The following is a 12995-nucleotide window of genomic DNA, read 5'->3' on the forward strand; positions in this document are numbered from 1 at the left end:
CTATGGCACGGGCATATATCGGATTTGGCGGCAACATCGGTGACACGCGTCAGCTTATTACTGATGCCATTGTTTGCCTGGCATTGCGGTCCGAACTGCAAATCTTGGCAAAAAGCTGTTTTTATCAAAGCGCGCCTGTTGAGGCTACAGGCGGTGACTACATTAATGCCGTCATTGAAGTCGAAACCGAGTTAAGCCCCTACGGCTTATTACATGTTTGCCAAACCATTGAACAAGAGTTTGGTCGTGAGCGCCCCTATGCAAATGCCCCTCGCACTCTTGACCTAGACATCCTTTCTTTTGAAGGGGTTACTCAAAGCGAAACAGAATTGATGCTGCCGCACCCTAGAATTATCGAGCGCTCATTTGTGCTCTTACCCCTTCTAGAAATCGCTCCCGATATCTTTTTACCCAACTGGGGTGAGCTGAAGACCTACTTGCCCAATGTGGCACACCAAAGAATTGAAAAACTACCCTGCAGGAACTGTAATTGCGGGGAAAAAGACGTTTATAGCCAAACAGCGCATTAATTCATTAAACTCTCGCCATGGGTTACTTACAAGGCGATAAGCCAATCACAATTACTAAGCTCCTCGCAATGCATGCTGAGGGTGAAAAAATTGCCATGCTCACAGCATACGACTCAACTATGTCAGCCCTTCTCAATCGCTGCGCTGTTGAAACGATCTTGATTGGTGACTCTCTTGGGAATGTCGTTCAAGGACACTCCAGCACTACGCCAGTGACCATTAAACAAATGGCGTATCACACCGAATGTGTAGCCCGTGCTAATACCCATGCATTTATCATTGCCGATTTACCCTTTGCTAGTTATGGCGATCCTATCCAGGCTTTAGATTCAGCGGCAACACTCATGCGTGTAGGTGCCGATATGGTGAAGTTGGAAGGCGGCGATTGGCAAGTAGACATCATTCGATATTTGGTTGAACGCAGTGTTCCTGTTTGTGCTCACTTAGGATTGCTACCTCAATCAGTTCATGTCTTGGGCGGCTACAAAGTGCAGGGCAAATCTAAAGATGCGGCCAGCGTCATGCTTGAGCAAGCACTTGCCTGCCAAGAAGCTGGGGCGCAAATGGTAGTGTTGGAAGCAATTCCCTCTTCATTGGGTAAAAAGATTACTGCCGAGCTTCATATTCCCACTATCGGAATTGGTGCTGGTCCAGATTGCTCCGGTCAGGTATTGGTTCTACAGGATATGTTGGGCATCAGCCCAGGTAAGCCACCGAAGTTTGTCAAAAACTTTATGGATGGTCATCACTCCGTTGAAGCCGCCATCAAGGCTTATGTGCGCGAAGTGAAGTCCGGGAAGTTCCCCGGACCCGAGCATGGCTTCGCTGGCTAATTGCCAGCTTGCCTACCCACTAGTTACTAGCTAAAGAAACTCTTTACACCATCAAACCAACCCTTTTGTTGGGGGCTATGTTTGTCGCCAGCAGATTTGAGACTGTCATCAAACTGCTGCAACAATTTCTTTTGCTCATCAGTGAGCTTCACCGGCGTCTCTACCAGAACGTGAACAAAAAGATCGCCCACCATGGTTGAGCGCAATCCTTTGATGCCTTTATTACGCAAGCGGAAAGTCTTACCAGTCTGAGTTCCCTCAGGAATTGGAAACTCGACGCGCCCAGAGAGTGTTGGCACTTCGATTTCACCACCGATTGTGGCTGTCGCAAAAGAGATTGGCATTTGCACGTGCAAATCACTACCATCACGCTCAAAGACTTTATGCGGCTTAACACGTACCTCTACATAAAGATCGCCGGATGGCCCACCATTGACACCTGGTTCACCGTTACCCACTGAGCGGACGCGCATTCCATCGTCAATGCCTGCCGGTATTTTGATCTCAAGTGTTTTTTGTTCTTTGTGTTTTCCACTGCCGTGGCAAGTTTTGCATGGCTTAGGAATGTACTCGCCAGTGCCGCGGCACTTAGGGCAAGTTTGCTGCATGGAGAAGAAACCTTGTTGTACGCGTACCTGACCATGACCATTACAGGTTGTGCATGTCTCAGCCTTGGATCCCGGCTCTGCGCCGGTGCCATGACAGGGTTTGCAATTACTCCAACTAGGTACACGAATTTGAGTTGTATAACCTTCGGCAGCCTGCTCAAGCGTAATGTCCATGTTGTAGCGTAAATCTGCGCCTTTATAGACTTGAGGGCCAGAATGACGGCCGCCGCCTTGACCGAAGATATCCCCAAAGATATCCCCAAACGCATCAGAAAATCCACCGCCGCCGAAACCGCCGCCGCCAAATCCGCCACCCATAGATGGATCTACGCCAGCATGACCATATTGGTCGTAAGCTGCGCGCTTATTGGGGTCAGTTAAGGTTTCGTAAGCTTCTTTAACTTCTTTAAATTGGGCTTCAGCCGTTTTGCTATCGGGATTGCGATCAGGGTGATGTTTCATCGCCATCTTGCGATAAGCCTTTTTCAGCTCATCGTCACTGGCACCTTTAGCTACACCAAGCACTTCATAAAAATCGCGTTTACTTTTAGGCACGGCCTATTCCTCTCAACAACCTGAATGACACAAGTCGGCACGAGGCCGACTTGTTATTTAAGTACATCAAAACTACGTTAATGAATGTCTGATTACAGAATTACTTCTTGTCATCAACCTCTTTAAAGTCAGCGTCAACAACATCTGCATCAGGGGCAGCGCCAGGGGCTGCGCCACCAGGAGCTGCGCCAGGTGCGGCACCACCAGCTTTAGCTTGCTCAGCCGCCATAACTTTTTCGCCTAACTTCTGACTTGCTTTACCTAAAGCCTCAGTTTTAGCTTCAATAACCTCTTTGTCGCTACCTTTAATAGCTTCGTCCAAGTCTTTTAAGGCTGCTTCAATCGCTTCTTTTTCGGAAGCCTCTAAGCTAGCACCATGCTCCTCCAAAGCCTTCTTGGTTGAGTGAGCCAAGGCATCTGCAGTATTGCGAGCAGTTACCAACTCAAGCGCTTTCTTATCTTCAGCAGCATTGGCTTCAGCATCCTTCACCATGCGTTGAATTTCTTCTTCAGTCAAACCAGAGTTTGCCTTGATGGTGATCTTGTTCTCTTTGCCAGTGGTCTTGTCTTTTGCTGTTACATGCAAAATACCGTTAGCATCGATGTCAAAAGTCACTTCAATTTGTGGCATACCGCGTTGCGCAGGAGCAATACCCTCAAGGTTAAATTCCCCTAGCAACTTGTTTGCAGCAGCCATCTCGCGCTCACCTTGGAAGCACTTAATGGTTACAGCAGGCTGATTGTCTTCTGCAGTGGAGTAAACCTGTGAATGCTTGGTAGGGATCGTGGTGTTCTTAGGAATCATCTTGGTCATGACGCCACCAAGAGTTTCGATACCCAATGACAATGGGGTAACGTCCAAGAGCAATACGTCCTTACGATCGCCAGACAATACAGAACCCTGAATAGCGGCGCCAACAGCAACGGCTTCATCTGGGTTAACGTCTTTGCGGGGTTCTTTACCAAAGATTTCTTTTACTTTGTCTTGAACCGCAGGCATACGGGTTTGACCGCCGACTAAAATCACGTCGTCAATGTCAGCCACGTTTACACCAGCGTCTTTAATGGCAGTTAAGCAAGGACCAGCTGTACGGCTGATCAACTCTTCAACCAAAGACTCCAACTTGGCACGAGTCAACTTCAAGTTCAAGTGCTTAGGACCGCTAGCGTCAGCTGTTACGTATGGCAAATTGATTTCAGTTTGCTGTGCAGATGACAATTCGATCTTGGCTTTTTCAGCGGCGTCTTTCAAGCGTTGCAATGCCAATACGTCTTTGCTCAAATCAACGCCTTGTTCTTTCTTGAACTCAGCAATGATCCAATCAATGATGCGTTGGTCAAAGTCTTCGCCACCCAAGAAGGTGTCGCCGTTAGTGGAGAGCACTTCAAACTGCTTCTCACCGTCAACGTTAGCAATCTCAATAATGGATACGTCGAATGTACCGCCGCCCAAGTCATACACAGCGATCTTGCGATCCACTTTATCTTGCTTGTCCAAGCCAAATGCTAATGCAGCAGCAGTTGGCTCGTTAATGATGCGCTTCACATCTAAACCAGCAATACGGCCAGCATCTTTAGTTGCCTGACGTTGACTATCATTAAAGTAAGCAGGAACAGTAATCACCGCTTCAGTCACTTCTTCACCGAGGTAGTCTTCTGCAGTTTTCTTCATCTTGCGCAAGATTTCAGCAGACACTTGTTGTGGCGCCATTTTCTTGTCGCGTGCTGATACCCAGGCATCGCCGTTATCAGCGGCAATAATTGAATAAGGCATCAAGCCGATGTCTTTTTGCACTTCAGGATCGGTAAATTTACGGCCCATCAAACGCTTCACTGCGTAGATGGTATTTTTAGGATTTGTCACTGACTGACGTTTTGCTGGTGCACCAACCAATACTTCGCCATCTTCAACGTAAGCGATGATGGATGGAGTTGTGCGACCGCCTTCAGCGTTCTCGACAACTTTAGGTGCATTGTTTTCAACGACTGAAACGCATGAATTCGTGGTTCCTAAGTCGATTCCGATAATCTTTCCCATAATTGCTCCAAAAAATTAAATTGTTTGTTGTACTGATAAATATTTCGATACCCAGTAAATGGGGTCTAAAAAAGGGATTTCAAGGGGATAAAGAGCAAAAAAGGCAGAAATCTGCCTTTTTCTACCTTTTTTATGCCTTTTTTAGGGTTTTAGCCCTTATTTAGCTTATTTTGGGGCGCTGACCATCACTAAAGCAGGTCTGAGAACCCTATCAGCAACGGTATAGCCCCGTTGCAATACAGAAACCACCGTATTGGACTCCTGCTCGGAGGGTACCGAAGCAATTGCCTGATGGTGATGCGGGTCAAACTTGTCCCCAACCGCAGGATTAATTTCTGTCATGCGGCCTTTTTCAAAGGCAGATAGTAGCTGCTTAAGAGTAATTTCCAACCCCTCTTTGAAGGCTTTGGCATCACCAGCATCAGTACCTAATGCAGCATAAAGACTGTCAGTCACGGGCACCAAATGCTCTGCAAAACTTTCAATCGCAAATTTATGTGCCTTCGCAATATCTTCCACAGCACGACGACGAATATTTTCTCCTTCCGCCTTAGCGCGCAAGAAGTTGTCTTGCAACTCACTAATCTTTTGATTGAGTTCGGCAATTTCCTGTTCAGGCGTTTTTACAGACGGAATTTCAGCTGCAGTTTCGCTAACTGGCTCTGTTGCAGGATTCTCTTGCTCTGGGGATGGGTGTTGGTTTTCTTGTGTCATGGACGCTATTTTACTTTTCTATAGAGATGGTTCTTACTTTGCAATATGGGGCTGATTGTTGCAATTTCAAGACTTCATTCTTTCAGCCAGCTCAGCCCTTTCATTGCGCTTCGCTAATTCAGCATCAGACTCCACGCCTAAAGACCAGCCTTGAAGATGATGATGGGCAATATCGCTCAGAGCCTCTATCCACTTGGGGCTACTGTTCAGACAGGGAATGTAGCGATAGTCTTTACCGCCATGCTCTAGGAAGATTTCGCGGGCTTCCATGGCGATCTCTTCTAGTGTTTCTAGGCAATCTGCCGGAAATCCAGGGCAAAAAATATCGATGCGCTGACAACCTTCTTTAGCCAACTTTTCAATTGTTGGGGCTGTATAGGGCTTTAACCATTCCGCCTTACCAAAGCGCGACTGGAAGGTCACAATATATTGTCCAGACTCTAAACCCAGAGACTCGCCCAGCAAGCGACCTGTTTTCAGACACTCGCAATGATAGGGGTCACCCTTCATTAAATTACGCTTTGGCAAACCATGGAAAGACATTACAAAACGATCGCCTTTTGCAAAATCTGGACGGCCATCTTTATCCCAGCTCGATAACACTTGATCACGCAATGCGGCAATATAAGCAGGGTTGTCGTGATAGTGCTTTACTGAACGCAGCTCAGGTTGATCGCGCCAAGTACTCAGAACACGAAAGACTTCATCAAAGCTAGACGCCGTGGTTGTAGCGGAGTATTGAGGGTACAAAGGCAATAACAATAAACGCTCCATACCTTGTGCCTTCAGGCTCTCCAGGACGACCTGTGTAGAGGGCTGGCCATAGCGCATTGCCAAATCCACTAAAACTGCATGGCCCTCATTGGCAAATTTCTCGCCCAATTCTTTCGCCTGCAAGCGTGAGTAATGCATTAAGGGAGAGCCTAACTTTGGCAACCAAATAGAGGCATATTTTTTCGCAGAAGCACTACTGCGAATTGGCAAAATAATGCCATTCAAAATGCACCACCAAATAATGCGCGGAATTTCTACTACGCGTGGATCGGAAAGAAATTCTTTTAAATAGGCGCGCACTGCTTTAGATGTTGGGGCGGATGGTGTCCCCAAGTTCAAAAGCAACACTGCGGTTTTGGAAGCACGTAGATGCGGATTCGGATTCAAGATGTTCTGTCTCTGGTAATGAGTTTTAAAAATAAAAAGTTAGGCCTGCACTCAGGAGCTTAAGGCGCCTGATAGTAATTTTGAGGTGATATCCACAATCGGAATCACTCGGTCATATGCCATCCGTGTTGGTCCAATCACCCCCAGCGTTCCCACTATTTGACCGTCTACGCTATATGGGGCACTGATCACAGCGAGGTCCTCATAAGGCAATAGATCACTTTCACCGCCAATAAATATTTGAATACCGTCCGCATGACTTGATACGTCGAGCAATTGCATGAGTACCGATTTTTGCTCCAACATGTCAAACATCTTGCGTAATTTATCGAGGTTGGAACTTAAATCCCCAACATTCAGTAAGCGACGCTCACCAGACAAAACCATGTCGCCTCGCCCCATGTCGTAATCAGCAACACCGGTTTGCAAGGCCAAAGCCATTAACCCAGCAATATCTGTACGTAAATTATCTAAGTCGGATTTCAGATGCATCCGCACCTGATCAAAACTTTTGCCGGCAAACTGGGCGTTAATAAAGTTACCCGCTTCAATAAGTTGGCTCGGCGTGTAATCCTGAGTAGTTGGCAATATGCGATTTTGCACATCTCCCTCTGGCGTAACCATGATAAGTAATATCTTGCCTTCACCCAAGCGCAAGAACTCAATATGTTTAAAAACCTGGGCTCGCTTGGGCGTCATGACCACCCCAGCAAAATGAGTCAAATTCGACAAAATCTGCGCTGCTGAGTTCAGGATCCTTTGTGGAGAATCCGGTAGAAGGCCTTTTTCAACCTCTCTAGCAGCCATCGCCTCCAAAGGGCGCACCGTCACCATGGTGTCTACAAACAGGCGATAACCCCGGGGGGTTGGAATGCGGCCAGCTGAAGTATGGGGGCTGGTAACAAGCCCCATTTCCTCTAAATCCGCCATCACGTTACGAATAGTGGCAGCAGAGAGGTCCAAACCCGAAAATCTAGACAGTGTGCGCGAGCCAATAGGCTGTCCCTCCTCGATATAGCGCTCGATGAGAGTTTTTAGTAAGGCGCGGGAACGTTCATCCATGGTGGAAGGGATTTTATGCCTATGGTTTAATCGTTATATGTTAAGCCCATCCCCAAATTCCAGCAAAAAGGCATTTAGCCGGGTTGCGCTTGTCGGCAAATTTCATGCTGATGGCATTGAAGAGCACCTAAAAGACCTAGCCAAAGTGGTCTCAGGATTGGGTTGTGAGGTCTTTATTGAGTCTGAGACAGCCAATCACCTTGGCTTGAAAAGCTACCCCACAAAAACTGCGCAAGCCTTTGCAGGAGCAATTGACCTTGTTGTCGTTTTGGGAGGCGATGGCACCATGCTGGGCATTGCACGTCAATTAGCGGGCAGCAATGTTCCGCTCGTTGGAATCAATATGGGTCGTCTTGGTTATATGACTGATATTCCAATTCAGTCGGTTCAGACAACGCTACCCAAAATTATTTCCGGGGAATACGAAGCCGATACGCGCACATTGCTCGATGCCGTAGTTCTTCGTAATGGCAAAGAAATTAATCGCGCATTAGCGCTCAATGATGTTGTCGTGAATCGCTCTGGCATTTCAGGAATGGTCGAATTGGCAGTTCACGTCAATGGCTCATTTATGTATAACCAACGATCTGATGGCTTGATCGTATCGACCCCTACCGGCTCAACTGCATATGCGCTCTCAGCCGGCGGACCTATTTTGCATCCACATGTGGCGGGTATATTGCTTGTCCCGATTGCGCCACACTCACTTTCTAATAGGCCAATTGTTTTGCCACAAGATAGTGTCACGGTGATTGAGGTGGTCAATGGACTTGAAGTCATTGTCAATTTCGACATGCAATCACAAACCAATCTACAAAGCGGCGACAAGATTGAAGTGCGTCAGTCTGATAAAACTATTGATCTATTACACCCCAGCAATCACAGCGACTACAAGACTTTGCGTGAGAAATTGCACTGGAATGAATACCCATCGACTTTCTGATGTCGAGTTTTTTGCTACGCTAATACATGCTTCAAACCATCTCACTCCGTGACTTTGTCATCGTTGATCAGCTAGAGCTAGATTTCTCAAGCGGGTTTACTGTGCTCACCGGCGAGACCGGTGCAGGCAAATCAATACTGCTAGACGCCCTTGGCTTAGTGCTGGGTGAGCGTGCTGATAGCAGCCAAATACGTGAAGGCAGTAACCGCGCAGAAATCTCATCCCTCTTTCGGATTGAGCCAGAGTTAGTGCAATCGTTTAGTCAGTGGCTTGATGAGCAAGGATTCCCCATTGAGGATGAGGGCCAAAGCTTATTACTCAAAAGAACCGTAGAAAGTAATGGCCGCAGTCGTGCCTTTATTAATGGCAGCGTTGCGACGCTAGCGCAATTGCGTGAAGCCGGTGATCAGCTAGTGGACATTCACGGGCAACATGCCCACCAACTCTTATTAAAGGGTGGCGCTCAACGCGAACTTCTCGATCGCCACGCTGGCTTGCTGCCACTCTCTGCAGAGGTAGCCCAAAGCTTCAAAACACTGGCTAATTCTCGTCGCCGTCTTGAGCAAGCAGAAAATGCAGGTCAAGACGTTGAACGCGAGCGTGAGCGTCTTGAGTGGCAACTGGAAGAACTCACCGAACTCTCCCCGCACGAAGGTGAATGGGTCAATATTCAAAGTGAGCACGCCCGCTTAGCAAATGGTGCAAAGTTAATTTGTGGTTGCCAAGAAGCAATTGAAGTATTGAGTGATGCCGATAATTCTCTGGAATCCACCTTGTCGAAGGTATGCGCCAATGTAGGCGCCCTCGCGGAGCATGACCCAGCCTTAGGCGAGATCAATCAAGCACTAGAGTCAGCCAGCATTCAGCTAGATGAAGCCATTCATGGTCTCAATCGTTACCTGCAAAAGATTGATTTAGATCCCGCTCGACTTTCCGAAGTTGAGGAACGCATGCAGGCATTGCATAGTACGGCTCGCAAATACCGCGCAGAGGTTGACGAACTACCAAAACTTCTTTTGGAGACATCAGAGCGACTTGATGCCTTAACCGCATCCCAAAATATTGAAGCACTCCGAGAGCAAGTTCAACAAGAAGAAGTTGTTTACTTAAAGCTCGCAAAACAGCTTTCACAAAAACGCAGCAAGGCCGCCAAAGAGCTAGGCGATTTAGTGACTAATGCCATGCAAGATTTATCAATGGCAGGAGGGCGCCTAGAGATCGCCTTGGCACCCCTTAGCGAAGGCGGATCCCATGGTCTTGAGCAAATTGAATTTTTAGTAGCCGGTCATGCTGGTAGCACTCCCCGCTCACTTGCTAAGGTAGCCTCAGGTGGAGAGCTGGCCCGAATTAGCCTAGCAATTAGCGTTATTACAAGTAAAGCTTCATTCACCCCCACACTCATCTTTGATGAGGTAGATGCAGGTATTGGTGGCGCAGTTGCTGAAACAGTAGGCAAACTATTGCACCAATTGGGTCAATCTCACCAGATCTTATGTGTAACCCATTTGCCACAGGTAGCAGCTCAAGGCAATCATCACCTCAAAGTCAGCAAATCTCAAAACAGCGAGAAGACGGTATCGCAAGTACAGATTTTGGGTAGGGCTGAACGGGTTGAAGAAGTGGCCCGCATGCTTGGTGGCGCTACTATTACCGATACCACTCGCCGTCATGCCCGTGAGTTGCTAGAGCTAAACTAAAGCTGTATTGCCTCTAGCCAATACTTGAAGGTGCTTTGAATATCTCCAGCCAAAGTGCTTGAACTGCATCTCTTGCCGCAATGAGCTCAAGCTCATTTTCTAAATTAATGCGGATTTTCTCAACACCATCCAAACGCAAGCGATGTTGACGGGCTCGCAACAATCGATACGCATCGCCCACAGTGAGTGCAGCCTCTTGGGTAATTAAGCCCACATCACCAACAATGCGCAACAAAGCAATGTTACCTAGATTACCAATGAGTTGAGCATGCTGATGGGCATAAGCCAAGACCAAGAACTGCACAATAAATTCAATATCCACCATACCGCCAGAATCATGCTTTAAGTCAAAATCGGCCTTGGTATTGGGATGACCTGCGTGAACCTTGCGGCGCATTTCTAAAATTTCTGTCCTGAGCTGCTCAATATTTCGTTTCTGACTTAACACCTCGGAACGAACTGAGTCAAAAAATTTGCCCACGCCCGGATTACCAGCCGAACAACGAGCTCGCGTAAGGGCCTGATGCTCCCACACCCAAGCCGCATTATCACCTTCTCGAAGTTGGTATTTTTTAAAGGCATCCACGTTCGTTACTAAGAATCCAGCAGAGCCATTAGGACGAAGACGCGTATCGATTTCAAATAAGCTACCAGTAGAAGTAAATGCAGTTAACCAATTAATCATGCGCTTTGCTAGCAAGGCATAAATTTCTTGAGCCGCATAGTCTGAGTCTTCAGCTTGATACAAAAAAATAATGTCTAAATCAGAGGCATAGCCTAATTCTTTGCCACCCAATTTGCCATAAGAAATAATTGCAAATGGAGGGCTAGCCTCAAGAGGTAAATCAAACTTTTGAGCCACACTAGGCCAAACCCGCTCAAATGTCGTCTGCAAAATTAAATCCGCTAAAGCAGATAGGTGGTCACTAACCCGCTCCACCGGCAGCGCTTGTTGCACGCCAATACCTAGATCAGTCAATAGCGTGATGAAGGTTTCGTTGTGATGGGTGACTCGCAGGATATCCATCGCCTGCTCAGAGCCATCACCATCGACCATAACATCATCGAGCCGCATATTGAGATTGGCTCGCACCTCGCTCCAATATCTTTCTGGATCCTCGATTAAAGCCCTCTCGGTTTGTGAGTTCAATAAGTGATCCAGCAAATGTGGGTGACGCGTTAGATATTGCGCACCCCATTGCGACGCCTTGAGCAAGTCAAGCACATTAGATAATGCCCTAGGATACTCAGCCAAAATAGAAAGATAGGCACTACGCCTTGCAATTGCCTCAAGCAAATCGAACAAACGCAACAGTGTTTGGTCGGCATGTGCCGAGGTGGCAGCTTCAATCTGCAAACTCTCGGCCGCCTTGCACATCAAGTTATCGAAAATTAAACGACTTTTTTTCGGTAATAATTTTTGTTTTGGGCTATCAATCCACGACTGCCAACGAATATAGGAATCAGGGAAAAATATTGGGTCAGGCGCCCAGTCCTGGGCTAAGGGCGCAATCTCAAGACGCGAGCCATCATCCAGTAAAAATGCTTTTTCAAAAAGCTGGGCAACCTTATTTTGATGCCGCTCCAGTTCAGCCATAAAAGCGCTTACTTCTGCTTCTTGACCTTGCATTGAAATCGCCAAACGTGACCGTACTTCAGCATCATCAGGCAGATAGTGGGTTTGCTGGTCATCCCATACCTGAATACGATGCTCCAAGCGTCTCAAGAAAACATAGGCCGCCTGTAACGCATCTACCTCATCGGCGGGGAGGATGCCGCATTGTTTAATGAGATCTAAGGCCTCCAAGCTTGGGCGGAGTCTAAAGCGAGGATCTGTACCGCCCCGCATGAGTTGAAACATTTGCGCTAAAAACTCAATCTCTCGAATACCGCCGCGCCCCAACTTAATATCGCGTGAACGCCCTTGATGACCCGAAGAGCGCTTTTCTGCTTCTGCCTGAATTTGTGCATGCAAATCCCGAATGGAGGCAATCACACCGTAATCCAAATGTCGACGATATACAAAGGGCCGAATCAGCTGGTCAAGCTCTCTTTGGCAGCGAGAGAAATCAGGGGTTCCTGGTAGAGGCGCAATTAACCTACCTTTAATCCAGGCGTAGCGCTCCCACTCTCGCCCCTGAACCAATAGATATTCTTCTAACATATCCAAACTACACACCAGAGGTCCTGAGTCTCCATTGGGACGAAGACGCATGTCTACCCTAAAAACAAACCCATTGGCGTCGTGCTCAGCAAGCAGCTTAATTAAGCGTTTGCCCAATCTCGTGAACCATTCCTGGTTGGATAAATTCTTAGGCCCACCAGTAGTTTCACCCTCATGCTCATAGAGAAAAATCAAATCGATATCTGATGACAGATTGAGTTCAAGGCCGCCCAATTTACCCATGCCGACAACCATGAGCGGCATCTCTGATTGCGTTGCATTACTCCAAGGCAAGCCGAAACGGGCTTTGAGGTCCTCCCTAATAAAGGCAATCGATGCGGAAACTGCTAATTCAGCAAAATGGCTCAGCGCCTGAGTCACTTCTTGCAAGGCGGCCATGCCATTTAAATCTCGAAATGCAACCCAGAGCATCAAACGCTGCCTGGCCAAGCGCAAATTGGTCATCCATAGGGCCTCGTCTTGCGCATCAGCCCGCTCATCGACACCACAGTCTTTTAGCAAGGCCTTGATGCTCTGTATATCGACTTTTTTCTGCCCTTGAATACGGAGCCACTCAAGCCATTCAGGGTGAGCACTTAGCCAACGTCGCGCATAAGTCGAGTGTTGCTCTAAAAAATCGATTTGCCGGGAAAAATCATCCATTCCCCCATCTTAATCCGACCCCAAGGC

The 12995-nt window shown here is 47.5% G+C and carries 10 protein-coding genes; 4 read left to right on the top strand and 6 right to left on the bottom strand.

Annotation, left to right across the window (positions count from 1 at the left end):
• The first annotated feature begins 2 nt into the window (after window positions 1-2).
• Together folK and panB are read left to right on the top strand one after the other, a co-directional pair.
• Window positions 3-530, top strand: coding sequence for a 2-amino-4-hydroxy-6-hydroxymethyldihydropteridine diphosphokinase (gene folK / locus C2755_RS08640; RefSeq protein ID WP_215320914.1), 528 nt, complete (start codon window positions 3-5; stop codon window positions 528-530).
• Window positions 531-547: 17 nt separating this feature from the next.
• Complete coding sequence (gene panB, locus C2755_RS08645; protein ID WP_215320916.1) at window positions 548-1363, top strand: 3-methyl-2-oxobutanoate hydroxymethyltransferase; 816 nt, start codon at window positions 548-550, stop codon at window positions 1361-1363.
• Window positions 1364-1389: 26 nt separating this feature from the next.
• Here panB and dnaJ read toward each other — a convergent pair whose 3' ends face one another.
• The 5 genes from dnaJ to hrcA form a co-directional block, all read right to left on the bottom strand.
• On the bottom strand, window positions 1390-2526 hold the full coding sequence (gene dnaJ / locus C2755_RS08650) for a molecular chaperone DnaJ (protein ID WP_215320918.1): 1137 nt from the start codon (window positions 2524-2526) through the stop codon (window positions 1390-1392).
• A 100-nt stretch (window positions 2527-2626) separates the two neighbouring features.
• The gene (dnaK, locus tag C2755_RS08655) at window positions 2627-4564 is read right to left on the bottom strand and encodes a molecular chaperone DnaK (protein ID WP_215320920.1); all 1938 of its coding nucleotides are present in this window, start codon (window positions 4562-4564) and stop codon (window positions 2627-2629) included.
• A gap of 165 nt (window positions 4565-4729) precedes the next feature.
• Window positions 4730-5278, bottom strand: a complete 549-nt coding sequence (gene grpE / locus C2755_RS08660; RefSeq protein ID WP_215320922.1) for a nucleotide exchange factor GrpE — start codon at window positions 5276-5278, stop codon at window positions 4730-4732.
• 66 nt (window positions 5279-5344) lie between these two features.
• Window positions 5345-6439: a ferrochelatase gene (gene hemH, locus C2755_RS08665; RefSeq protein ID WP_215320924.1), complete on the bottom strand. Its 1095-nt coding sequence runs from the start codon at window positions 6437-6439 to the stop codon at window positions 5345-5347.
• Between the two features lie 51 nt (window positions 6440-6490).
• A complete protein-coding gene (hrcA, locus tag C2755_RS08670; RefSeq protein ID WP_215320926.1) occupies window positions 6491-7501 on the bottom strand; it encodes a heat-inducible transcriptional repressor HrcA in 1011 nt (336 codons plus the stop codon).
• Window positions 7502-7538: 37 nt separating this feature from the next.
• Between hrcA and C2755_RS08675 the strand changes: the two genes are divergently transcribed.
• Both C2755_RS08675 and recN read left to right on the top strand, forming a co-directional pair.
• Window positions 7539-8444 (top strand): NAD kinase, encoded by a 906-nt coding sequence (locus C2755_RS08675; RefSeq protein ID WP_215320928.1) that lies wholly within the window; start codon window positions 7539-7541, stop codon window positions 8442-8444.
• A gap of 26 nt (window positions 8445-8470) precedes the next feature.
• Window positions 8471-10141 carry a DNA repair protein RecN gene (gene recN / locus C2755_RS08680; protein ID WP_215320929.1) on the top strand — a complete coding sequence of 557 codons (1671 nt, stop codon included), beginning with the start codon at window positions 8471-8473 and terminating at the stop codon, window positions 10139-10141.
• Window positions 10142-10154: 13 nt separating this feature from the next.
• Here the strand turns inward: recN and glnE are convergent, their stop codons facing one another.
• Window positions 10155-12968: a bifunctional [glutamate--ammonia ligase]-adenylyl-L-tyrosine phosphorylase/[glutamate--ammonia-ligase] adenylyltransferase gene (gene glnE / locus C2755_RS08685; RefSeq protein ID WP_215320931.1), complete on the bottom strand. Its 2814-nt coding sequence runs from the start codon at window positions 12966-12968 to the stop codon at window positions 10155-10157.
• Between the last annotated feature and the right edge of the window lie 27 nt (window positions 12969-12995).

The organism is Polynucleobacter sp. MWH-S4W17, assembly GCF_018687535.1.
In the GTDB taxonomy this organism is placed as follows: domain Bacteria; phylum Pseudomonadota; class Gammaproteobacteria; order Burkholderiales; family Burkholderiaceae; genus Polynucleobacter.

Coding starts and splice junctions, on each gene's coding strand:
- glnE (WP_215320931.1), bottom strand. CDS start 12,968: ATGGATGATTTTTCCCGGCAAATCGATTTTTTAGAGCAACACTCGACT.
- folK (WP_215320914.1), top strand. CDS start 3: ATGGCACGGGCATATATCGGATTTGGCGGCAACATCGGTGACACGCGT.
- dnaK (WP_215320920.1), bottom strand. CDS start 4,564: ATGGGAAAGATTATCGGAATCGACTTAGGAACCACGAATTCATGCGTT.
- C2755_RS08675 (WP_215320928.1), top strand. CDS start 7,539: ATGTTAAGCCCATCCCCAAATTCCAGCAAAAAGGCATTTAGCCGGGTT.
- grpE (WP_215320922.1), bottom strand. CDS start 5,278: ATGACACAAGAAAACCAACACCCATCCCCAGAGCAAGAGAATCCTGCA.
- hrcA (WP_215320926.1), bottom strand. CDS start 7,501: ATGGATGAACGTTCCCGCGCCTTACTAAAAACTCTCATCGAGCGCTAT.
- panB (WP_215320916.1), top strand. CDS start 548: ATGGGTTACTTACAAGGCGATAAGCCAATCACAATTACTAAGCTCCTC.
- recN (WP_215320929.1), top strand. CDS start 8,471: ATGCTTCAAACCATCTCACTCCGTGACTTTGTCATCGTTGATCAGCTA.